This window comes from Ramlibacter pinisoli, from assembly GCF_009758015.1.
Taxonomy (GTDB): Bacteria; Pseudomonadota; Gammaproteobacteria; order Burkholderiales; family Burkholderiaceae_C; genus Ramlibacter; species Ramlibacter pinisoli.
In genome coordinates, this window is the sequence record NZ_WSEL01000002.1 from 155,834 (window position 1) to 178,132 (window position 22,299).

Here is a 22,299-nt window from a genome sequence, read left to right on the forward strand (position 1 = left end):
ACGGCTTGCGCCGTCCGGGCCTCGCGAAAACGGGGGGATGGCTCGTTCAGGCCATGTACACGGCGATGAACGCCAGCAGGAACATCAGCACGCCACCGACGACCGGCAGCACGAGCGGCATCAGCGGCACGATGGCTTCCACGCCGTCGGGCTGGTAGGGTTCGTCGCCGTGGCTGTGGTGGGTGTCGGGGCTGGACATGGCTTCCTCTGGTCGGTGGATACGGGTCGGTGGCCGCAATTTTAGCGGCCCGCCGCGACCCGGCCTTCAGAGCAGGGCGTAGGTCGTGCTGGCCCGGCAGGCGCTCTTGCCGTCCTGGGCGCCGCGGATGTCGATCTCGCCGAACGCCAGCGCCTTGCCGGCGCGCAGCACCCGGGCCTGCACCAGCGCGTCCTGGCCGGCCAGCGGGCGCAGGAAGCTGCTGTTCATCTGCACCGTGGTGCAGGGGCGGAAGGCACCGAAGTGGTTGACCAGGGCCAGCACCATCGCGGTGTCGGCCGCCGCCAGCATGGCCTGGCCGCACAGCATGCCGCCGGTGCGCGCCAGCTGCTCGCTGGCCGGCAGGCGCAGGGTCACGCTGTCGGCGTCGAAGGCCTGCGCCGTCAGGCCCAGCGCCTGCACCCAGGGCGCGAAGTAGGCGGGCAGCGCCGCCTGCAGCTGGTCGAGTGTCATGGCGGCCGATGATAGGCCGCGCCCGTCTACTGGCTTTCGGCCTGGAAGCCGGCCCCGCGCAGCGCCTGCAGCACCGCCTCGATGTGCTCGGGGCCGCGGGTCTGGATCACCAGCTCGATCTCGACGTTCTGCGCCGCCAGCATGGTGAAGGCGCGCTGGTGGTGGACCTCGTTCACGTTGGCGCCGGCCTCGGCCACGGTGGCGGTGATGCGTGCCAGCGAGCCCGGCACGTCGCGCGCGCACACCCGCACCCGCGCCAGCCGGCCGTTGCGCACCATGCCGCGCTCGATGATGGCCGCCAGCAGCAGCGGGTCGATGTTGCCGCCGCCCAGCAGCAGGCCGACCGTGCGGCCGGCAAAGCGCGCCTTGTCCTTCATCAGCGCGGCCAGCCCGGCGGCGCCGGCGCCCTCGACCAGCGTCTTCTCGATCTCCAGCAGCAGCACGATGGCGGCCTCGACGTCGCCCTCGTCGACCAGCACGATGTCGTCGACATGGCGCTCGATCAGCGCTGCCGGCACCCGCCCCGGGGTGCCGACCGCGATGCCCTCGGCGATGGTGCTCTGGCCCTGCGGCAGGCTGGCGTGCTTGAGCAGGTTGTACATGCTGGGAAAGCGCAGCGTCTGCACGCCGATCACCTCGATCGCCGGCTTGACCGCCTTGGCCGCCACCGCCATGCCGGCGATCAGGCCGCCGCCGCCCACCGAGACCACCAGCGTGTCGAGCTCGGGCACGTCCTCCAGCATCTCCAGCGCGGCCGTGCCCTGGCCGGCGACGATGGCCTCGTCGTCGTAGGGATGGACGAAGGTCAGCTGTTCGCGCTCGGCCAGCTCGAAGGCATGGGCACGCGCCTCGTCCAGCGTGTCGCCGTGCAGCACCACCTGGGCGCCGAAGCTGCGCGTCCCCTCCACCTTCACCCCCGGGGTGAAGCGCGGCATCACGATGACGGCGCGCAACCCCAGCCGCTGGGCGTGGTAGGCCACGCCCTGGGCGTGGTTGCCGGCGCTCATGGCGATGACGCCGCGCCGGCGCTCCTCGTCGCTTAGCTGGACCAGCTTGTTGCAGGCCCCCCGTTCCTTGAAGGTGGCGGTGAACTGCAGGTTCTCGAACTTGAGGAACACCCGCGCCGTGGTCAGTTGCGACAGGGTCTTCGATTCCACGCAGGGCGTGCGCAGCACCTGGCCCTGCAGGCGCTGGGCCGCGGCCCGGATGTCGGCGAGTTGGAGCATGCGGCCATTGTGGGGTGTGTGGGGCGGCCGCCAGCCGTCGAGCCAGCGGCGCACTTCCACGCCACGCGGGTCAAGCGCCTTCCCACGGCACCGAAAGGCGCGTTATCGTCGGCCCTGACGTCCCGGGGGCGGGACGCGACTACTGCCCGGAGCCGCCCATGGCCAAGCGAACCGTCGATGCGCAGGTGCTTCCCTCCCCGGGGCTGCGGGACGCGCCGGTGCTCGACCTCATGTGTTCGCACTTCGTGCTGACGCTGGCGGCCAAGCAGGGCGGCAAGTTCAACGTGCGGCGCGACCTCAATGGCCTGCTGGCGCTGGCCGGGCGCCATCTGGTGTGGCCGGCGCCGGCACTGGCGCGCCTGCGCGAGTTCCTGGGCCGGCGTTGCAAGGACAACGAGTTCTGGCGCGGCCACGAAGGGCTGTCCACGCCCGAGTTCCTGGAGCGGCACGGCGTCTGGCGCGGCCCCTACGAGGAAGGCACGCTGTTCTTCTACCTGGACGAATACGCGAAGGACCAGCCCAAGGACCTGCTGTCGGTGCTCACCGTCACCGGCGACTGGCTGACGCATGCGCTGAAGAAGCAGTCGACCCTGGTCGAGAAGAACATCGACGCCCTGTCCGGCCTGCTCCAGCTCAACCGCGCCGAGCGCGCCCTGCTGCTGTACGGCACCCTGGCGCGCTACCAGCGCGACCTGCGCAGCATCCTCGTCGAGTTCAAGGTGAACAACGCGCCCGAGGCCTACGCCGCCATCGCCGAGATCGCCGGCGTCAGCGCCGCCGACGTCGGCGAGGCGCTGCGCGCCGGCTCGCGGCTGGAACGCATCGGGCTGGTGGAGAACCTGATCTCCGAGCACAACATCACCGACCTGGCCGACCTGATGAAGGTCAGCGAGAAGCTGCCGCCGGTGCTGATGCGCGAATACCGCGACCAGAGCGAGCTGATGGCGGTGTTCACCCGTCCCTGCGCCAAGAGCGCGCTGGCGCTGGCCGACTTCGGCTTCGTGCAGGAAGACGCCCAGGTGCTGTGCGCGCTGCTGCGCAACGCCGTCGACCGCAAGGAGGCCGGCGTCAACGTGCTGCTGTACGGCCCGCCCGGCACCGGCAAGACCGAGCTGGCCAAAGTGGTGGCGCAGGCCGCGGGGCTGGAGCTGTTCGAGGTCGAATACGCCGACCGCGACGGCAATTCCTTGAGCGGCCGGGATCGCTACCGCTCGCTGCAGATCGCCCAGGTGTTCCTCAAGGGCAGCGCGCAGGCGGCGCTGCTGTTCGACGAGGTCGAGGACGTGTTCCCGCCCATCTCCAGCGAAGCGGCGCAGCTGATGGCGCGCGCCGAGCAGGTGGCGGCGCCGGCCACCGGCAGCGTGAGCGGCAAGGCCTGGGTCAACCAGATCCTGGAGACCAACCCGGTGCCCACGCTGTGGGTGACCAACCGCATCGAGCAGATCGACCCGGCGTTCCGGCGCCGCTTCGCCTACCACCTGGAGCTGAAGTCGCCGCCGCCCGGCGCGCGCGAAGGCCTGGTGCGCAAGACGCTGGAGGGCGTGCCGGTGTCCGACGCCTTCGTCGCCAAGCTCACCGAGCGCAAGGGCCTGACGCCGGCGCAGATCCGCACCGCGGTGCGCTTCGCCGGCCTGGCGGCCGGGCCGGCCCCGGTCGAGGACCTGATCGAGCGCCAGCTGCGCAACGCCGACCAGGCGCTGGGCAACCGGGCACCGGCCGGCCAGCGCCCCAGCGTCACCACCTACGACCTGGCGATGCTGAACGTCGAGAGCCGCTTCGAGGTGCCGCGCATCGTCGAGGCGCTGAAGGCGCGCGGCCACGGCACGCTGTGCTTCTACGGTGCCCCCGGCACCGGCAAGACGGCGCTGGCCGAACACATCGCCCGCCGCCTGGACCGTCCGCTGCTGGTCAAGCAGGCCAGCGACCTGGTGAGCAAGTTCGTCGGCGAGACCGAGCAGAACATGGCGGCGATGTTCCGCGAGGCCCAGGCCGAGAAGGCGGTGCTGCTGCTGGACGAGGCCGACAGCTTCCTGCAGGACCGGCGCGGCGCCCAGCGCACCTACGAAGTGACCGAGGTCAACGAGATGCTGCAGCAGATGGAGCGCCACGCCGGCATCTTCATCTGCACCACCAACCTGCTCGACCGCATCGACCAGGCGGCGCTGCGCCGCTTCACCTTCAAGATCCGCTTCAAGCCGCTCACGGCGGTGCAGCGCGAGGCGATGTTCGTCACCGAGGCGCTGGCCGGCGACGCCGCCCGGTTCACGCCGGAGCTGCGCGCGCGCCTGCACCGGCTCGACCAGCTGTGCCCGGGCGACTTCGCGGCGGTCAAGCGCCAGGGCGAGATCCTGGCCACCGGCTTCGAGCCCGACGAGTTCCTCGACCAGCTGGAGGCCGAGCACCGCATCAAGCCCGAGGTGCGCGAGGCGCGCGCCATCGGTTTCCTGCCCTGAACGGGCGCGGTCCGCTCAGGCCGCCGCCAGCACCCGCAGCACCTCGTCGCCGTAGGCCTCGAGCTTGCGCGCGCCGATGCCGCTGACGCCCTGCAGGTCCTGCACCGACTGCGGCGCCAGCGCCGCGATGGCGGCCAGCGTGGCGTCGTGGAAGATGACATAGGCCGGCAGGTTGTGCGCCTTGGCCACCTCGGCCCGCCAGGCCTTCAGCGCCGCGAACCGGACCTGGCCGGCGTCGTTCAGGCCGGTGGCCGCCGCCGGCGCGGCGCCGCGTGTGCCGGCCCGGCGCGTGCGGCCACCGCCCTGCGAGACCGATTCGCGCAGCAGCACCTGGCGCTCGCCCTTGAGGACGGCGCGCGAGCCGTCGGTCAGGCGCAGCGTGTTGTAGGCCTCGGCATCGACCGCCAGCGCGCCGACGGCGATCAGCTGGCGCAGCACGCCGCGCAGCTGCGCCTCGCTGAACTCGGCGCCGATGCCGAAGGTCGATACCTCCTGGTGGCCGAACTGCGCCACCTTGTCGGTCGCCTTGCCGCGCAGGATGTCCATCAGGTGGCCGGCGCCGAAACCGATGCCGCTCTTTTGCTGCACCCGGTAGATGGTGGACAGCAGCTTGCGCGCCGCGTCGGTGCCGTCCCAGACCTGCGGTGGCGCCAGGCAGTTGTCGCAGTTGCCGCAGGGCGTCGACGGCTCGCCGAAGTAGCCCAGCAGCCGCACCCGCCGGCAGTCGGTCGCCTCGGCCAGCGCCAGCAGCGCATCGAGCTTGCCGCGCATCACCTGCTTGTACTCGTCGGCCGCCGGGCTCTCGTCGATCATGCGGCGCTGGTTCACCACGTCCTGCAGGCCGTAGGCCATCCAGGCCTGCGAGGGCAGGCCGTCGCGCCCGGCGCGGCCGGTCTCCTGGTAGTAGCCCTCGATGTTCTTGGGCATGTCCAGGTGGGCCACGAAGCGCACGTCGGGCTTGTCGATGCCCATGCCGAAGGCGATGGTGGCCACCATGACGACGCCGTCGTCGCGCAGGAAGCGGTCCTGGCTGCGCTGGCGCACCGCGGCGTCCAGGCCGGCGTGGTAGGGCAGGGCGTCCAGGCCGCGCTCGCACAGCAGCTGCGCGGTCTCCTCGACCCGCTTGCGCGACTGGCAGTAGACGATGCCGGCGTCGCCCTCGTGCTCGGCCTCCAGGAACCGCAGCAGCTGCTGGGTGGGCTCCTTCTTCTCGACGATGCGGTAGCGGATGTTGGGGCGGTCGAAGCTGCTGACGAACTGGCGCGCCTGCTGCAGCTGCAGCCGCTCGACGATGTCGGCGCGGGTGAGGGCGTCGGCGGTGGCGGTGAGCGCGATGCGCGGAACGCCCGGGAAGCGCTCGTGCAGCACCGACAGGCCGCGGTACTCGGGCCGGAAGTCGTGGCCCCACTGGCTGACGCAATGCGCCTCGTCGATCGCGAACAGGGCCAGCTGGCCGCGCGCCTGCAGGCCGTCGAGCAGGGCCTGGAAGCGCGGCGTCGTCAAGCGCTCGGGCGCCGCGTACAGCAGCGTGATCTCGCCGCGTGCCAGCCGCCGCTCGACCGCCTGGGCTTCCTCGAAGGTGAGCGAGGAGTTGAGGAAGGCGGCCTCGACGCCGGCCTCGTGCAGGGCGCCGACCTGGTCGTGCATCAGCGCGATCAGCGGCGAGACGACCACGGTGATGCCCTGGCCGGCGCGCTGGCGGGCGATGGCCGGCACCTGGTAGCACAGCGACTTGCCGCCGCCGGTGGGCATGAGCACCAGGGCGTCGCCGCCGGCGATGACGTGGGCGACGATGTCGGCCTGCGGTCCGCGGAACCGCTCGTAGCCGAACACTTGCTGGAGGATGGACGAGGCGATGGTGGACACGATGGCCCGATTCTCCCTGCTGGCCTTCGGTGCAACGCCCGCTCCCTACAATCGGTGCACCGATTCCCCGGCCGCGTGCCGTCGTTCCGCCCCATGAAGCCCCACCCCTACACCCGTGGCCAGGCCCTCCCGGACCTGCTGGACCAGCGCATCCTCATCCTGGATGGGGCGATGGGCACCATGATCCAGCGCTTCAAGCTGACCGAGGCCGACTACCGCGGCGCGCGCTTCCAGGGCCACGCCAAGGACCTGAAGAACAACAGCGACGTGCTGGTGCTCACCCGCCCCGATGTCATCCGCGACATCCACGAGGGCTACCTGGCGGCCGGCGCCGACATCATCGAGACCAACACCTTCGGCGCCAACACCATCGCGCAGGACGACTACGGCCTGGGCCCGCTGGCGCGCGAGATGAACGTGGCCGCCACCCGGCTGGCGCGGCAGGCGGCCGACAAGTTCTCCACGCCCGACAAGCCGCGCTTCGTCGCCGGCGCGCTCGGCCCGACGCCGCGCACCGCCAGCATCAGCCCGGACGTCAACGACCCGGGCGCGCGCAACGTCGACTTCGAGCAGCTGCGCGCGGCCTACCACGAGCAGGTCGAGGGCCTGCTCGAAGGTGGCGCCGACCTGCTGCTGGTGGAGACCATCTTCGACACGCTCAACGCCAAGGCGGCGCTGTTCGCGATCGACGAGGTGTTCGAGCAGACCGGCGAGCGGCTGCCTCTCATCATCAGCGGCACCGTCACCGATGCCTCCGGCCGCATCCTGAGCGGCCAGACCGTCACCGCCTTCTGGTACAGCGTGCGCCACGCCCAGCCGCTGGCCATCGGCCTGAACTGCGCCCTCGGCGCGGCGCTGATGCGGCCCTACATCCAGGAGCTGGGCAAGGCGGCGCCCGACACCTTCATCAGCTGCTACCCGAACGCCGGCCTGCCCAACCCGATGAGCGAGACCGGCTTCGACGAGACGCCCGAGGTCACCTCGCGCCTGCTGCACGACTTCGCCGCCGAGGGGCTGGTGAACATCGTCGGCGGCTGCTGCGGCACCACGCCCGACCACATCGGCGCGATCCGCGAGGCGGTGCAGCCGCTGCCGGCGCGCAGCCGCCAGCGCGCGTTCTTCTACCGCGAAGCGGCCTGAGCGCTGGCCGCCGGGCCGGCGGCGCGCCTCACTGCGGCTGGTAGCCGCTGGTCTTGATGATCTTCGCCCAGGCCTGGGTGTAGGCGCGTTCGCGGCTGGCCAGCTGCTGCTGCGGCATGTAGCCGACCGCCAGCCCCATGGCCGTGAGCTTCTCGCGCACGTCGGCCATCGCCACCACCTTGGACAGGGCCTCGCCGATGCGGTCGATCGCCGCCTGCGGCGTGCCGGCGGGCGCGAACAGGCCGTAGTAGGGCACGTCCTCGAAGCCGGCCAGGCCCAGTTCGGCGAAGGTGGGCGCCTCCGGCACGGCGGCCTGGCGGGCGTTGCCCATCACCGCCACCACGCGCAGCTTGCCGGCCTTGTGGTTCTCGATGAAGTCGGGAATCGAGCCGACACCGGCACCGATCTGGTTGCCCAGCATGTCGGCGATCATCGGCGCGCTGCCGCGGTAGGGCGCGGCCTGCAGGTCGAGCCCGTATTTCTGGCCGATCAGCTTGACCAGGAACTCGGGCACCGAGGCCGGCGCGGGCACGCCGACGTTGCCCTTGCCGCCCTGGCTACGCACCCACGCCAGGTACTCGGGCATGGTCCTGGCCGGCGTGCCGCCGGACACCGCCAGCGCATTGACGAAGGTGGCGAAGCCGGCCACGGCGACGAAGTCCCGGGCCGGGTCGAAGCCGGGCGACCTGGTCACCAGCGGCAGGATGGACACCGTGTGGTCGTGGCTGAGGAACAGCGTGGTGCCGTCCGGCGCCGCCGCCTTCAGGGCCTGGGCGGCGATCTGGCCGCCGGCGCCGGCGCGGTTGTCCACCACCACCGGGTGGCCGAGCAGGTCCTTCAGCTTCTCGGCCAGGGTGCGCGCGATGGCGTCGGTGCCGCCGCCGGGCGGGAAGCCCACCAGGATGCGGATGGCGTTGCCGGCCTGGGCCGCGGCCGGCAGCGGCAGCGCGGCGACGGCGGCAGACGCGGCGGCCAGGGCGAGCAGGCTGCGCCGGCGGTGGACGAGGGACATGGGGGGCTCCGGGAACGGGTGTAACGACCGCCCGATTTTGTCGCCAGCATGGCGCCGGGCTGGCCCCGGCTGCCAGCCTCCCGTCAGCTTGCGGCCGGGCTGGCGACACGGCGGCCGGGCGGCAGCCGCGCAAGCCCCTTGCAGCCGATCGGCGCCTGCATGGGCCGCTAAAATCGCGAATCCCAAGGAGCGTTGCAGCGGGGCGGCCCAGCCGCCGCGTCAGGCTTGGGATGCACAACGGCGCTCACCTAGCTTCCGGCCGCAGCCGGCCCCACGACCAGGTGAGCCCCCCATGTCCGCAGTACCCTCCGTTCCCCCCCTGAAGCTGGCCGGCCTGGAGCCGGTCGCCATCGGGCCCGGGGCGCTGTTCGTCAACGTCGGCGAGCGCACCAACGTCACCGGCTCCAAGGCCTTCGCGCGGCTGATCCTGGCCGGCGAGTACGAGCAGGCCCTGGCCGTGGCCCGGCAGCAGGTGGAAAACGGCGCCCAGGTCATCGACATCAACATGGACGAGGCCATGCTGGACAGCAAGGCCGCCATGGTGCGCTTCCTCAACCTCATCGCCAGCGAGCCCGACATCGCGCGGGTGCCGGTGATGGTGGACAGCTCCAAGTGGGAGGTGATCGAGGCCGGCCTGCGCTGCCTGCAGGGCAAGGGCATCGTCAACTCGATCTCGATGAAGGAAGGCGAGGCCGAGTTCCGCCGCCAGGCCCGGCTGGTGCGCCGCTACGGCGCCGCCGCGGTGGTGATGGCGTTCGACGAGAAGGGCCAGGCCGACACCTTCGAGCGCAAGGTCGAGATCTGCGGGCGGGCTTACCGCATCCTGGTCGAGGAGGTCGGCTTCCCGCCCGAGGACATCATCTTCGACCCCAACATCTTCGCCATCGCCACCGGCATCGAGGAGCACAACAACTACGCGGTCGACTTCATCAACGCCACCCGCTGGATCAAGCAGAACCTGCCCGGCGCCAAGGTGAGCGGCGGGGTGTCGAACGTGAGCTTCTCGTTCCGCGGCAACGACCCGGTGCGCGAGGCCATCCACACCGTGTTCCTGTACCACGCCATCCAGGCCGGGATGGACATGGGCATCGTCAACGCCGGCATGGTGGGCGTGTACGACGACGTCGAGCCCGAGCTGCGTGAGCGGGTCGAGGACGTGGTGCTGAACCGGCGCCCGGACGCCGGCGAGCGGCTGGTCGAGGTGGCCGAGCAGGCCAAGGGCGCGGCCAGGGACGAGGGCAAGCGCAACGAGTGGCGCCAGCTGCCGGTGGGCGAGCGGCTGGCGCACGCGCTGGTACACGGCATCACCGAGCACATCGTGGCCGACACCGAGGAGGTGTACCGCGAGGTGCTGGCGCGCGGCGGGCGCCCGCTGCACGTGATCGAGGGGCCGCTGATGGACGGCATGAACATCGTCGGCGACCTGTTCGGCCAGGGCAAGATGTTCCTGCCGCAGGTGGTCAAGTCGGCCCGGGTGATGAAGCAGGCCGTTGCCCACCTCATCCCCTACATCGAGGAAGAGAAAAAGCAGCAGGAGGCGGCCGGCCAGGACGTGCGCGCCAAGGGCAAGATCGTCATCGCCACCGTCAAGGGCGACGTGCACGACATCGGCAAGAACATCGTCACGGTGGTCCTGCAGTGCAACAACTTCGAGGTCGTGAACATGGGCGTGATGGTCCCGTGCCACGAGATCCTGGCCCGCGCCAAGGTCGAGGGCGCCGACATCGTCGGCCTGTCCGGCCTGATCACGCCGTCGCTGGAGGAGATGCAGTACGTCGCCAGCGAGATGCAGAAGGACGAGCACTTCCGCCTGAAGAAGATCCCGCTGCTGATCGGCGGCGCGACCACCAGCCGGGTGCACACGGCGGTGAAGATCGCGCCCCACTACGAGGGCCCGGTGGTCTACGTGCCGGACGCCTCGCGCAGCGTGGGCGTGGCGCAGAACCTGCTGTCGGACCAGGCGGCCAGGTTCCTGGCCGACATCCAGGCCGACTACGAGAAGGTGCGCCACCTGCACGCGACCAAGAAGCAGACCCCGCTGTGGCCGCTGGCCAAGGCGCGCGCCAACAAGACCCGCATCGACTGGAGCGGCTACACGCCGCCGGCGCCCAAGTTCATCGGCCGGCGGGTGTTCCGCAACTTCGACCTCGCCGAGCTGGCCCGCTACATCGACTGGGGCCCGTTCTTCCAGACCTGGGACCTGGCCGGCGCGTTCCCGGCCATCCTGAAGGACGAGGTGGTGGGGGCCGAGGCGGTGCGGGTGCTGTCCGACGGCCAGCGCATGCTCAAGCGGCTGGTCGAGGGGCGCTGGCTCACCGCCAACGCGGTGATGGGCTTCTGGCCGGCCAACAGCGTCAACGACGACGACATCCAGCTGTACACCGACGAGTCGCGCGAGCAGGTGGCCCTGACCTGGTACGGGCTGCGCCAGCAGACCGAGAAGCAGGCCATCGACGGCGTCATGCGCCCGAGCCGGGCCCTGGCCGACTTCGTCGCCCCGCGCGGCGTCGCCAACGACTACGTGGGCGCGTTCGCGGTGACCGCGGGCATCGGCTCGGCGGCCAAGGAGCAGTACTTCCTGCAGGACCACGACGACTACTCGGCCATCATGCTCAAGGCCCTGGCCGACCGCCTGGCGGAAGCCTTCGCCGAATGCCTGCACGAGCGGGTGCGCAAGGACCTGTGGGGCTACGCCGCCGGCGAGCAGCTCGGCGTCGACGAGCTGGTGGCGGAGAAGTACCGCGGCATCCGGCCGGCCCCGGGCTACCCGGCCTGCCCGGACCACAGCGTCAAGGGCGACCTGTTCCAGCTGCTGCAGGCGCAGGACGTCGGCATGGGCCTGACCGAGAGCCTGGCCATGACCCCGGCGGCCAGCGTCAGCGGCTTCTACCTCAGCCATCCCGACAGCACCTACTTCAACGTCGGCCGCATCGGGACCGACCAGCTGGAGGACCAGGTGCGCCGCCGCGGCGCCGAACGGGCCCAGCTCGAACGCCTGCTCGCGCCCAATCTGTGACATCCGCCACGGCGGGCGCCGCCGGGCGGTCCGCGGCCGGGCCAGCTCAGCCGTTAAGGGGATACAAGGAGTCCCCATGAACATCAAGCCCCCCACCCTGGCCGCCCTGCTGCTGGCCCTGTGCACCGCCGGTGCACCCGCGCTGGTCCAGGCGAGCGAAGCCGGCAAGCACAAGGCCGCCCTGGCCCATTGCAGCGACTGCGGCACCGTCCAGGCCGTCACCAAGGAAAAGCGCAAGGGCGAGGGCGGTGCCGTGGGCATCGTCGCCGGCGCGGCGGCCGGCGGCCTGCTGGGCAACCAGGTCGGCGGCGGCACCGGCAAGGCGCTGGCCACGGTGGGCGGCGCGGTTGCCGGCGGCTTCGTCGGCAACGAAGTGCAGAAGCACGTCACCTCCAAGGAGGTCTGGGTCACCAAGGTGAAGCTGAAGGACGGCAGTGTCCGCACCTTCGAGCAGGAGCAGGCGCCGGCCTGGAAGACCGGCGCGGTGGTCCAGGTGCGGGGCAAGAGCCTGGCCAGCCTCTGATCGCGCCGCCGCGCGCGGGGGCCGCTGGCGTGGAACGCCGGCCTCAGGTGGCGCGCAACAGCGGCGCCAGCGTGCAGCCGGCCGCGGCCAGCAGCGCCGGCAGGTCCTGGGCCAGCACGCCGTATTCGGTCAGGCGCGCGCTGGCGATCGGGTCGCCGGCAGAACCGCTGGCGTCGGCGCGCGCCGGATGGCACATCAGCACGTCACCGTCCTGCGCGCGCGCCAGCCAGCCGGCCAGCAGCGCGCGGTAGCGCGCGGCGTCGCCGCCGAAGTCGTACACGCCCAGCAGGTGGCCGCTGGTGCGCGCGCCCTGGCGCCGCGCCCGCCGCCGCAGCGCGGGGCCGCCCAGGGCCGCGATCAGGCGCGGCTTCAGGCCCGCCTCGCCGGCCGGCACCGCGGTGCCGCGCAACCAGCAGCGCGCATGGCCGCGCCGCGCCAGCTCCTCCAGCACCCGCTCGCGCACCCCGGGCAGCTGGTGCACGTGCTGGTGGCCGTCGACATGGTCGGGCGCCCGCCCCATGGCCTGCTCGAAGGCATCGAACTGGGCCCGGATCTCGGCCGCCAGCCGCTGGGCCGGCAGCCGGTGGAGGTACGCTCGGGTGATGAAGTCGCCCAGTCCATGCCGCAGCGAGCCGTCGAACGGCGCCTCGGTGAAGTCCAGGTGCAGCCCGACGTCGAGCCGGCTGGTGTCGGCCGCGCGCAGGGCCGCTGCCGCCGCCGGCCAGCGCGGGCTGCCCACCAGGCAGCTGGTGGCCGAGGCCAGTCCGCGCGCCGCCAGCTCCAGCACCGCGGCGTCCACGCCCGGGCGCAGCGCATAGTCGTCGATGCACAGCACGATCCGCCGCATGGCCGGCTTCATTCCGGCATGAAGCCGCTGCGCCGCCTGGCCACCTTCGTCGCCGTCGGCGCCACCGCCGCCGCCGTCCATTTCGCGGTGGTGGTGGCGGTGGTGGAGGCGGGGCTGGCGCCGCCGCTGGCGGCCAACGTGGCCGGCTGGCTGGTGGCCTTCCTGGTGTCGTTCGCCGGCCAGCACCGGTTCACGTTCGGCGACCGCGCGGCGCCGGTGCGGCATGCGGCCCCGCGTTTCTTCGCCCTGTCGGCGGCCGGCTTCGCCGTCAACGAGGCGGCGTACGCGCTGCTGCTGCGGCTGGCGCCGGTGCGGTACGACGTCGCGCTGGCGCTGGTGCTGGTCGGCGTGGCGGTCATGACCTACGTGCTCAGTTCGGCCTGGGCGTTCCGGCACAGGCCGCCGGCGTCGCCGCCCAGTCCCTGAGCTCCCACAGGGCCACCTCGCGGCTCGCTGCCACCGGCTGCGCGGCCGCCAGCAGCGGCCAGCGCTTGCCCAGGTCGGCCGGGCCGACCAGCCAGCTGCGGCCGCCCGGGCAGTTGCCCGGCTGGCCGAGCACGGCCGGCAGCACCAGGCGCTCGGCCACCGCCTGCGGCGCGAAGGCGCCCGCGTCGGCCAGCTCGCGGCGCCAGTTGTCGCGCGCCGTGGTCCGGGGGTCGTCCCAGCGATCGAGCACCGGCACCGGCTGGCGCAGGCGGGCGTAGAACGGCAGGTCGAAGTAGTAGCCCTCGACGAAGGCGACCGGCTGCGGCGGCCGGGCGGCGATGGCCGCGGCCAGCGGGCTGCTGCTCTTGGGCACCTGGAAGGCGGCGGCGACCACGCCCGCCAGGCACAGCACGGCCGCCAGCGGCGCGGTGGCGCGCGCCAGCCGGCCCGGCCAGCCCGGGGCATCGCGGCGGGCCTGCCAGCGCTGCGCCAGCAGGAAGGCGAACGGCGCCGCCGCCGGCAGCACGTAGCCGACCAGCTTGGAGTTGGGCAGCGAGAAGAAGCCCACGATGACCGCCAGCCAGACCCACATCAGGCGGCGCAGCGCCGGTTCCACCTCGGTGGCGGCGGCCGGACGGCGCGTGGCCAGCCAGGCCGACCAGGGCAGCCCCAGCAGCGCCAGCACGGCGGGGAAGAACCAGAACGGGCGGGCGTTGTTGAAGCCTTCGGTGGTGTAGCGGCCGAAGTGCTGGACGACGAAGAAGTAGTGCGCGAATTCGGCGAAGCGGGCCTGCATGGCCAGGAACCAGGGCGCGGCCAGCGCCAGGAACAGCAGCAGCCCCGGCAGCCAGAGCAGGCGCAGCAGCTGCAGCGGCCGCCCGGCCACCACCAGCCAGACCACCAGCACCATCCCGGGCAGCACGATGCCGATCAGGCCCTTGGCCAGCACCCCCAGGGCGGCGAACGCGTAGCCGGCCAGCAGCGCCTGGCGCCGTCCCGGCGCGCCCGGCTCGAGCAGCGCCGCCTGCGCGAAGGCCAGGATGCAGGCCGTGATGCAGCCGGCCACCAGCATGTCGAGGTTGGCGTACTGCGCCGCCACGAACACCAGCGGCAGCGTCAGCAGCACCAGCAACCAGTGGAAGGCGCCCCGTTCGCCCAGCCAGCGGCGCCCGAACAGGTAGGCCGACCCCACCAGCAGGCAGGCGCCGGCCCAGGGCGCGATGCGGCCGGCCCAGGCCACGTTGCCGGCCAGCGACAGCGCACCCGCGGTGAGCCAGTAGAACAGGGGCGGCTTGTGGAAGTAGGGCAGGCCGTTGAGGGTGGGCGTGATCCAGTCGCCCGAGCGCACCATCTCCCAGGCCACGCCGATGTAGCGGCCCTCGTCGGGCAGGGCCAGCGGCCGCAGCCAGGCGGTGCAGGCGAGCCAGGCGAACGCCGCCAGCAGCAGCGGCACGCCGGCGGGCCGGCGCCAGCGGGCCGGCGTCATCCGCCGGGTGCCTTCAGGCCGTGGCCCAGGACATCCTTGACGACGTAGATCGGGCGGCCCTTGACCTCCTCGAAGATGCGGCCGATGTACTCGCCCATGATCCCCAGCAGGATCATCTGGATGCCCATCAGCGCAGCCAGGCCGACCACGATGGTGGTCCAGCCGGACACCGGGTTGCCCCACAGCAGGTAGCTGACCGCGACCGCACCGCCGTAGACCAGGGCGGCCAGGGCGACGATGATGCCGCACACCGTGGCCAGCCGCAGCGGCCAGGTGGTGAAGGCGGTCAGGCCGTCGAGCGACAGCCCCAGCAGCTGGCGGAAGCGGAAGTGGCTGTGGCCGTGGACCCGGTCCTCGGGCAGGTAGGGCAGGGGCACGGCGTGGAAGCCGACCCAGGCGTACAGGCCCTTCATGAAGCGGTTGCGCTCGGGCAGCGCCAGCAGGGCGTCGACGACGGCGCGGTCCATCAGGCGGAAGTCGCCGCCGTCGGCCGGCACCTCGAAGCGCTCGAAGGCGTTGAGCAGGCGGTAGAAGGCGCGCGACCCCCAGCGCTTGACCGGGCCCTCGTCGGCCCGGTTGGCCTTGACGGCATAGACCACGTCGGCGCCGTCGCGCCAGTGGGCCAGCATGTCCTCCAGCAGCCGCGGCGGGTGCTGCAGGTCGGCGTCCATGCTGATCACGACCTCGCCATGGGCCTGGCGCAGCCCGGCCGTGAGTGCGGCTTCCTTGCCGAAGTTACGCGACAGCTGCACGGCGGTGAACCCGGGACAGGCCGACCAGCGGCGCATGACCTCGACCGTGTCGTCGGTGCTGCCGTCGTCGACCAGCACCACTTCCCAGTGGTCGACCAGCTTGCCCAGGCGCGCCAGCAGCAGCGGCAGCAGGGTCTCCAGGTTGCGGGCCTCGTTGCGGCACGGCAGCACCAGCGACAGGCTGGGGCGCGCGTTGCGCTTGGGTACGGCGACGAGGTTGGCGGCGGTGGTGGCGGACGGGCGCTGCGACGCCGGCAGGCGCCGTTCGGCGCCCGGCGCCAGCGGGGGTCGTTCCAGCAGGGTGTCTTGGTCGTTCACAGGGGCTTCCAGTCGGGCAGTACCGCTATGCACCGGGCACAGCGCGGCCTGCTCAGCAAAGCAGCAAGCACCGCAGGGTACCTGATCTCCGATCCCGTCTCGCAACCGACCGTTCCCGGCGGCGCGTCGGCAGCGGCCTACGGCGGGCGACGGGCAGCGCCGATGGTTGTCGCCGGCCGGCCCAACCATGCTGGGGCCATGACCCGGTTTCCAGCCGCCGCCCGGGCCGCGGCCGACCGCCTGCTGCGCCCGCTGCGGCCCCTCGTGCGCGCCGCCAACCTGTGGAGCGGCGCCGGCGGCATGCGCATGGCGGCCGCCATGTCGTTCTACGGCATGCTGAGCCTGGCGCCGCTGCTGCTGGTGATGGTGGCGATGCTGGGCTGGTGGGTGGACCGGCAGACGCTGCAGCAGACCCTGGTGCACCAGGCCGACGCCGTGGTCGGCGCGCAGGGCGCGGCGGTGATCCAGCAGGCCCTGGCCAGCGCGCGCGAGCCGGGCCAGGGGCTGCTGGCCACCGTGGTCGGCTTCGGCGTGCTGCTGTTCGGCGCCACCGGCGTGTTCGGCGAACTGCAGGAGTCGTTCGCGCGGGTCTGGTCCGACGGCGGCCCGCCGCCCCGGCCCAGCTGGTGGCACAGCGCCTCGCTGCGCCTGCGCGGCGTGGCCTACATCCTGGTGTTCGGCTTCCTGCTGCTGGTGTCGCTGGTGCTGTCCACCGTGCTGGCGGTCGCCGCCGGCTGGGCCGGCGACCGCGCCGCCCTGGAGGCGGTGCTGCGGGTGCTCAACGAGCTGGCCTCGTTCGGCCTGTGCGCGGCACTGTTCGTGGCCCTGATGCGCCTGAGCGGCGGGCCCAAGCCGGGGCTGCGCTTCCTGGTCCTGGGCGGGGTGGTGGGCGCGATCCTGTTCACCGTCGGCCGCCAGCTGCTCACGTTCTACCTGTCGACGGCGGCGGTCGTCTCGGCCTACGGCGCGGCCGGGTCGCTGGTGGTGCTGCTGATATGGATGTACTTCTCGGGCGCGGTGCTGCTGTTCTCGGCCGGCTGCGCCAAGGCGGCCGAGGAGGCCCGGGCCGAGCGCGCCGCGCGGGCAGCGCCGGCCGCGGCCGGGCCGGCCTACGCCCGCTGACCGGCCGCCCCCCTAGGCCGGCGTGGCGAGCGCGCGCCGGTACTGCACCGCCTCGGCCACGTGCGCCACCTGCACCTCGGCGCAGCCGTCCAGGTCGGCCACCGTGCGGGCGACCTTGAGCACGCGGTGGGTGGCGCGGGCGCTCCAGGCCAGGCGGCCGGCGGCGTGGTGCAGGAAGGCCGTCGCCGCGCCGTCCAGGCGGGCGTGGGTGTCGATGTCGGCGCCCTCCAGCCGCTGGTTGGCCACCCCCTGGCGCGCCAGCGCGCGCGCGCGCGCGGCCGCGCAGCGTGCGCGCACCTGCGCCGACGGCTCGCCCGGCGGCGCCCCGAGCAGCTCCTGCGGCCCCAGGGCCGGCACCTCCACGTGCAGGTCGATGCGATCGAGCAGCGGCCCCGACAGCTTGCCCTGGTAGCGGCTCACCTGGTCGGGAGCGCAGCGGCAGTTGCGGTGGGCCGCGCCGCGCCAGCCGCACGGGCAGGGATTCATGGCGGCGATGAAGTGGAAGCGGGCCGGGAACTCGGCCCGGCGGGCGGCCCGGGCGATGGTGATGTGGCCGGTCTCCAGCGGCTCGCGCAGTGCCTCCAGCGCCGCGCGCGGGAACTCCGGCAGCTCGTCGAGGAACAGCACGCCGCGGTGGGCGAGCGAGATCTCGCCCGGGCGCGGCGGCGAGCCGCCGCCCACCAGCGCCACCGCGCTGGCCGAATGGTGCGGGCTGCAGGTCGGCCGGACCGCCCAGCGGGCCAGCTCGAAGCGGCCGGCCAGGCTGGCGATGGCGGCGCTTTCCAGCGCCTCGTCGACCGACATGGGCGGCAGCAGGCCGGCAAAGCGCTGCGCCAGCATCGACTTGCCCGAGCCCGGCGGGCCGACCAGCAGGATGCCGTGGCCGCCCGCCGCCGCGATCTCCAGCGCCCGCTTGGCCGCGGCCTGGCCCTTCACGTCGGCCAGGTCGGCGTGGCGGGCCTGGCCGGCCGGCGGCTCCAGTCGCACCGCCTGCCAGCCGGCCGGCGGCGCCGCGGCGCCGGGCTGGAAGCGCCCGACCACGTCCATCAGGTGGGCGGCGCGCCAGACCCGCGCGCCCGGCACCAGTGCCGCCTCCTCCGCGCTGCCGGGGGGCAGCACGAGCTGGGTGCCGCTGGCGCCGGCGCGCAGCGCCAGGCTCATGGCCAGCGCGCCGCGCACCGGCCGCAATTCGCCGGACAGCGAGAGCTCGCCGGCGAACTCGAAGCCGTCGAGGGCCGCGCCGTCGAGCTGGCCGCTGGCGGCCAGGATGCCGAGCGCGATCGGCAGGTCGAACCGGCCCGAGTCCTTGGGCAGGTCGGCCGGCGCCAGGTTGACGGTGATGCGGCGGTCGTGCGGGAAGTCCAGGCCGCAGGTCAGCAGGGCGGAGCGCACCCGCTCGCGCGCCTCCTTGACCTCGACATCGGCCAGCCCGACCAGCGTGAAGCTGGGCAGGCCGCAGGCCAGATGCACCTCGACCGTGACTTGCGCGGCCTCGAGCCCCAGCAGTGCGCGGCTGCGCACCAAAGACAAGCTCATGCCAGGTCCCTCCCTGTTTGGGTGCGTGGCTGTCCGTGGTGCACGCCAGGAAAAACAAGAACGCACTCGGACGGTGCAAAACGGCTGGTTGAGCCGTCTCCGAGGCCCTGCAACGGCTCGCGGCACGGCCCGGCCGACAGTCGCGCCATCCCTTGTGACATTTGGCACGCGTCCTGCTTAGAGGGTCGCCAGCAACCTTTTTTTACCAAGACGGAGCGAGAACCCCATGAATTTCAAAACCACCGTGCTGCTGTCCTCATTGGTGCTGTCGGGCGCCGCCTTCGCCCAGACGAAGGCGCCCGAGCCCGACTGGACGGTCACGGGCAACGTGACGCTGGCATCCGACTACCGGTTCCGCGGCTTCACCCAGACCAACTACGGCCCGGCGCTGCAGGGCGGGTTCGACATCGCCCACAAGTCCGGCTTCTATGTCGGCAACTGGAACTCCAACGTCAAGGACACGCTGTACAACGGCGCCAGCCTCGAGATGGACTTCTACGGCGGCTACAAGGGCGAGTTCAGCGGCGTGGGCTACGACCTCGGCGCGATCTACTACTACTACCCGAAGAGCGGCAAGGACACCGCCGCCACCACCGGCCTGGGGACCAAGATCGACAACAAGGAGATCTACGCCGGCCTGTCCTACGGCCCCTTCTCCGGCAAGCTGTACTACGCGATCGACGACTACTTCCAGCTCGCCACGGTGACCGGCGAGATCGGCGGCACCGCGCTGTCGTCGACCAAGGGCACCACCTACCTCGACCTGTCGTACAGCCAGGACTTCAGCGGCTTCATCGTCGGCGCCCACTACGGCCTGCTGACCCTGAAGAACAACGGCCAGTTCACGCTGACCAGCGACGTCGGCGGCGCCAGCCTGCCCAAGAGCGTCGGCGACTACAAGCTGAGCGTGGGCAAGGACTTCAGCGGCTACATGTTCACCGCTGCCGTCGTCGGCACGTCCCACAAGGGCTATGCCGGCACCGACCTGAGCGCGACCAAGGCCGCCGGCAAGACCGGGCTGGTGCTGTCGGTCGGCAAGACTTTCTGACCCTGCCTTCCGAGGCCCTGGAGCAAGCATGAAACTCGTCACCGCCATCATCAAGCCCTTCAAGCTGGACGAAGTGCGCGAAGCCCTGTCCGGCATCGGTGTGCAGGGCATCACCGTGACCGAAGTCAAGGGCTTCGGCCGCCAGAAGGGGCACACCGAGCTGTACCGCGGCGCCGAATACGTCGTCGACTTCCTGCCCAAGGTGAAGATCGAAGCCGCGGTCGCCGACGACCTCGTCGAGCGCGTCATCGAGGCGGTCGAGGCCGCCGCCCGCACCGGCAAGATCGGTGACGGGAAGATCTTCGTCTACGACCTCGAGCAGGTCGTCCGCATCCGCACCGGCGAGACCGGCAAGGACGCTCTCTAAGCAGTCAACTGAGGAAAAGACAACCATGAGAAAGCTACTCGCTTCCCTCGCCCTCGGGCTGGGTCTCCTCGGCGGCAGCGTGGCGGCCCTGGCGCAGACCCCTGCCGCGCCGGCCGCCGCGGCCGCTCCCGCCGCCGATGCGAGCGCTCCCGCTGCAGGCACGGCGGCTGCGCCGGCCGCGGCCGCTGCCGCCGCGGCACCCGCCGCAGCCGCGGCGTCGGCGCCGGTCCCCAACAAGGGTGACACCGCCTGGATGACCGTGGCCACCGCCCTGGTCATCTTCATGACCATCCCCGGCCTGGCCCTGTTCTACGGCGGCCTGGTGCGCAGCAAGAACATGCTGTCGGTGCTGATGCAGGTGTTCGTCGTCACCGCGCTGATCTACGTGCTGTGGGCCCTGTACGGCTACAGCGTGGCGTTCACCGGTGGCAGTCCGTTCATGGGCGGCTTCAGCAAGGTGTTCCTGGCCGGCATCACGCCCGACTCGGTGGGCGCGACCTTCAGCAAGGGCGTGGTCATCCCCGAGCTTACGTTCGTCGCCTTCCAGGCCACCTTCGCCGCCATCACCTGCGCGCTGATCGTCGGCTCCTTCGCCGAGCGCATCAAGTTCTCGGCCGTGCTGCTGTTCTGCGTCATCTGGTTCACGTTCAGCTACCTGCCGATCGCCCACATGGTCTGGTACTGGGACGGCCCGGACGCCATCACCGACGCCAAGACGCTCGACACCGTGACGGCCGCGGCCGGCTGGCTGTGGGCCAAGGGCGCGCTCGACTTCGCGGGCGGCACCGTGGTGCACATCAACGCCGGTGTCGCCGGCCTGGTGGGCGCCTACGTGATCGGCAAGCGCGTGGGCTACGGCAAGGAAGCCCTGGCGCCGCACAGCCTGACCCTCACCATGGTCGGCGCCGCGATGCTGTGGGTGGGCTGGTTCGGCTTCAACGCCGGCTCCAACCTGGAAGCCAACGGCGTCGCCGCCCTGGCCTTCGTCAACACGCTGCTGGCCACCGCCGCCGCCACCCTGTCGTGGATCTCGGGCGAGGCACTGTCCAAGGGCAAGGCCTCGATGCTGGGCGCCGCCTCCGGCGCCGTCGCCGGCCTGGTGGCCATCACCCCGGCCTGCGGCTTCGTCGGCCCGATGGGCTCGATCGTGATCGGCCTGCTGGCCGGCCTGGTCTGCCTGTGGGGCGTCAACGGCCTCAAGCGCCTGCTGGGCGCCGACGACTCGCTGGACGTGTTCGGCGTGCACGGCGTGGGCGGCATCCTGGGCGCGCTGATGACCGGCGTGTTCGCCTCGCCGTCCCTGGGCGGCATGGGCGTGTACGACTACGTGGCCAACAAGGTCAACCCCGACTACTCGATTGGCGGCCAGGTCTGGATCCAGCTGCAGGGCGTGCTGACCACCATCGTCTGGTCGGCGGTGGTGGCCTTCGTCGCCTACAAGATCGTCGACCTGGTGGTCGGCCTGCGGGTCACCGAGGAAGAAGAGCGCGAAGGCCTCGACATCTCCTCGCACGGCGAATCCGCCTACAACCGTTGATCGGGCTGCCGCGGCGGCAGCGCCGAGGCAGGCTTGTCAAGCAAGAGTCTCCTTTGGATGTTCGGCCCGCTTCGGCGGGCCTTTTTTTTGGGCGCCACTCGCAAAACGCTGCGCGTTTCGCGAGTGGCTCTACAAACAGTTGACCCTGGACCGGCGGAGCCGGATCAGGGTCAAAGGGTGTTCGCGCTGCAATGCATTCCGCGCGAACGGCTCGCCGGCTACGCCGGCCTGGCTGAATCCAGCGCTTATTCCAGGACGTTGAAGGTCAGGGTGACGGAGGTGGGCGTGCGCTCGATGCGGACGTCCTCGGCGTCGGCCATGGCGTCGATCTCTTCCCAGCGCAGGGCGCGGTAGGGCGGATCGCCGGCCGGCGGGACGTCGGCCTGGCTGGGGCGCAGCTCGATCGTGAGGCGGGCCGCGTACTCGTCGGCGGTGGCGCTGAGCACCAGGTCGGCGGGCGCCTTGGCCGCGTCGGTGAGGGCGAGCAGGCTGCCGGCCAGCAGCATGCGCACCGCCGTGCGGCCCACCGGCTGCGGCAGCGCCTGCACCTCGCTGCGCAGGGCAAAGCCGCGAAAGCTCAGGTTGCTGCGCAGCAGCTCCAGGCATTCTTTCGCGGCGGCGTCCACGGACAGCGTGGCGGCCGGGTCGGGCGCCAGCCAGGTGATCACGTCCAGGCAGGCGTCGACGGCGGCGCGCGAATAGGTGTTGACCTTGTGCACGCCGTCGTGCAACTGGGCCAGGTCGGGCTCGGGCTGGCGCAGCCGGCGCGCCATCACCTCGGTGACCATGCCGATCGGCTGCAGGTGCATGACCAGCTGGTGGCGCATGCCGGCGGCCAGGCGGCGCAGCAGCGCATAGCGGGCCGATTCGACCCGCAGCAGGCGGGCTTCGGGAGGGCTGGAGGCAGTCATCGGTGGTCCATGGTAGCGACTCGTCGCCCGCGGCGGGACTCAT

At 71.9% G+C, this 22,299-nt stretch carries 19 protein-coding genes and 1 riboswitch; of the genes, 9 read left to right on the forward strand and 10 right to left on the reverse strand.

Annotated features, from left to right (window positions below):
- Nucleotides 1-46: 46 nt before the first annotated feature.
- The 3 genes from GON04_RS26510 to GON04_RS00810 all read right to left on the reverse strand — a co-directional run bounded on the left by GON04_RS26510 (nucleotide 47) and on the right by GON04_RS00810 (nucleotide 1,896).
- Entirely contained in the window at nucleotides 47-199 is a 153-nt protein-coding gene (locus GON04_RS26510) for a hypothetical protein (RefSeq protein WP_181653566.1), read from the reverse strand.
- A 66-nt stretch (nucleotides 200-265) separates the two neighbouring features.
- Nucleotides 266-670: a PaaI family thioesterase gene (locus GON04_RS00805; protein ID WP_157396100.1), complete on the reverse strand. Its 405-nt coding sequence runs from the start codon at nucleotides 668-670 to the stop codon at nucleotides 266-268.
- Nucleotides 671-696: 26 nt separating this feature from the next.
- Complete coding sequence (locus GON04_RS00810) at nucleotides 697-1,896, reverse strand: threonine ammonia-lyase (protein WP_157396101.1); 1,200 nt, start codon at nucleotides 1,894-1,896, stop codon at nucleotides 697-699.
- Between the two features lie 158 nt (nucleotides 1,897-2,054).
- On the opposite strand from GON04_RS00810, the gene GON04_RS00815 reads away from it, so the two are divergent.
- Entirely contained in the window at nucleotides 2,055-4,349 is a 2,295-nt protein-coding gene (locus GON04_RS00815) for an ATP-binding protein (protein ID WP_157396102.1), read from the forward strand.
- Between the two features lie 15 nt (nucleotides 4,350-4,364).
- Here the strand turns inward: GON04_RS00815 and recQ are convergent, their stop codons facing one another.
- Entirely contained in the window at nucleotides 4,365-6,215 is a 1,851-nt protein-coding gene (recQ, locus tag GON04_RS00820) for a DNA helicase RecQ (RefSeq protein WP_370530006.1), read from the reverse strand.
- Nucleotides 6,216-6,308: 93 nt separating this feature from the next.
- On the opposite strand from recQ, the gene GON04_RS00825 reads away from it, so the two are divergent.
- Entirely contained in the window at nucleotides 6,309-7,355 is a 1,047-nt protein-coding gene (locus tag GON04_RS00825; protein WP_157396103.1) for a homocysteine S-methyltransferase family protein, read from the forward strand.
- Between the two features lie 28 nt (nucleotides 7,356-7,383).
- On the opposite strand, the gene GON04_RS00830 is transcribed toward GON04_RS00825, so the two are convergent.
- Complete coding sequence (locus GON04_RS00830) at nucleotides 7,384-8,367, reverse strand: Bug family tripartite tricarboxylate transporter substrate binding protein (protein ID WP_157396104.1); 984 nt, start codon at nucleotides 8,365-8,367, stop codon at nucleotides 7,384-7,386.
- A 178-nt stretch (nucleotides 8,368-8,545) separates the two neighbouring features.
- A riboswitch (S-adenosyl-L-homocysteine riboswitch) is annotated at nucleotides 8,546-8,620 on the forward strand.
- Nucleotides 8,621-8,659: 39 nt separating this feature from the next.
- On the opposite strand from GON04_RS00830, the gene metH reads away from it, so the two are divergent.
- Complete coding sequence (gene metH, locus GON04_RS00835) at nucleotides 8,660-11,383, forward strand: methionine synthase (RefSeq protein WP_157396105.1); 2,724 nt, start codon at nucleotides 8,660-8,662, stop codon at nucleotides 11,381-11,383.
- Nucleotides 11,384-11,459: 76 nt separating this feature from the next.
- Entirely contained in the window at nucleotides 11,460-11,906 is a 447-nt protein-coding gene (locus GON04_RS26990) for a glycine zipper 2TM domain-containing protein (RefSeq protein WP_157396106.1), read from the forward strand.
- Nucleotides 11,907-11,949: 43 nt separating this feature from the next.
- Here the strand turns inward: GON04_RS26990 and GON04_RS00845 are convergent, their stop codons facing one another.
- Entirely contained in the window at nucleotides 11,950-12,765 is an 816-nt protein-coding gene (locus tag GON04_RS00845) for a ChbG/HpnK family deacetylase (protein ID WP_198349178.1), read from the reverse strand.
- Nucleotides 12,766-12,771: 6 nt separating this feature from the next.
- On the opposite strand from GON04_RS00845, the gene GON04_RS00850 reads away from it, so the two are divergent.
- Complete coding sequence (locus GON04_RS00850) at nucleotides 12,772-13,179, forward strand: GtrA family protein (RefSeq protein ID WP_157396108.1); 408 nt, start codon at nucleotides 12,772-12,774, stop codon at nucleotides 13,177-13,179.
- Here GON04_RS00850 and GON04_RS00855 read toward each other — a convergent pair.
- Both GON04_RS00855 and GON04_RS00860 read right to left on the reverse strand, forming a co-directional pair.
- Nucleotides 13,124-14,665, reverse strand: a complete 1,542-nt coding sequence (locus GON04_RS00855) for a glycosyltransferase family 39 protein (RefSeq protein WP_157396109.1) — start codon at nucleotides 14,663-14,665, stop codon at nucleotides 13,124-13,126. The genes GON04_RS00850 and GON04_RS00855 overlap by 56 nt on opposite strands.
- Complete coding sequence (locus GON04_RS00860; RefSeq protein WP_458334851.1) at nucleotides 14,662-15,675, reverse strand: glycosyltransferase family 2 protein; 1,014 nt, start codon at nucleotides 15,673-15,675, stop codon at nucleotides 14,662-14,664. Before GON04_RS00860 ends, GON04_RS00855 begins: the two co-directional genes overlap by 4 nt.
- A 258-nt stretch (nucleotides 15,676-15,933) precedes the next feature.
- Between GON04_RS00860 and GON04_RS00865 the strand changes: the two genes are divergently transcribed.
- Nucleotides 15,934-16,857 carry a YihY/virulence factor BrkB family protein gene (locus GON04_RS00865; protein WP_157396111.1) on the forward strand — a complete coding sequence of 308 codons (924 nt, stop codon included), beginning with the start codon at nucleotides 15,934-15,936 and terminating at the stop codon, nucleotides 16,855-16,857.
- Nucleotides 16,858-16,869: 12 nt separating this feature from the next.
- On the opposite strand, the gene GON04_RS00870 is transcribed toward GON04_RS00865, so the two are convergent.
- Complete coding sequence (locus tag GON04_RS00870) at nucleotides 16,870-18,393, reverse strand: YifB family Mg chelatase-like AAA ATPase (RefSeq protein WP_157396112.1); 1,524 nt, start codon at nucleotides 18,391-18,393, stop codon at nucleotides 16,870-16,872.
- Nucleotides 18,394-18,619: 226 nt separating this feature from the next.
- On the opposite strand from GON04_RS00870, the gene GON04_RS00875 reads away from it, so the two are divergent.
- The 3 genes from GON04_RS00875 to GON04_RS00885 are packed head-to-tail and all read left to right on the forward strand — an operon-like array spanning nucleotide 18,620 to nucleotide 21,345.
- Nucleotides 18,620-19,441 carry a TorF family putative porin gene (locus GON04_RS00875; protein ID WP_157396113.1) on the forward strand — a complete coding sequence of 274 codons (822 nt, stop codon included), beginning with the start codon at nucleotides 18,620-18,622 and terminating at the stop codon, nucleotides 19,439-19,441.
- A gap of 28 nt (nucleotides 19,442-19,469) precedes the next feature.
- The gene (glnK, locus tag GON04_RS00880; protein ID WP_157396114.1) at nucleotides 19,470-19,808 is read left to right on the forward strand and encodes a P-II family nitrogen regulator; all 339 of its coding nucleotides are present in this window, start codon (nucleotides 19,470-19,472) and stop codon (nucleotides 19,806-19,808) included.
- A gap of 25 nt (nucleotides 19,809-19,833) precedes the next feature.
- Nucleotides 19,834-21,345, forward strand: coding sequence for an ammonium transporter (locus GON04_RS00885; RefSeq protein ID WP_157396115.1), 1,512 nt, complete (start codon nucleotides 19,834-19,836; stop codon nucleotides 21,343-21,345).
- Nucleotides 21,346-21,590: 245 nt separating this feature from the next.
- Here the strand turns inward: GON04_RS00885 and GON04_RS00890 are convergent, their stop codons facing one another.
- A complete protein-coding gene (locus tag GON04_RS00890; protein ID WP_157396116.1) occupies nucleotides 21,591-22,256 on the reverse strand; it encodes a hypothetical protein in 666 nt (221 codons plus the stop codon).
- Nucleotides 22,257-22,299: the final 43 nt, after the last annotated feature.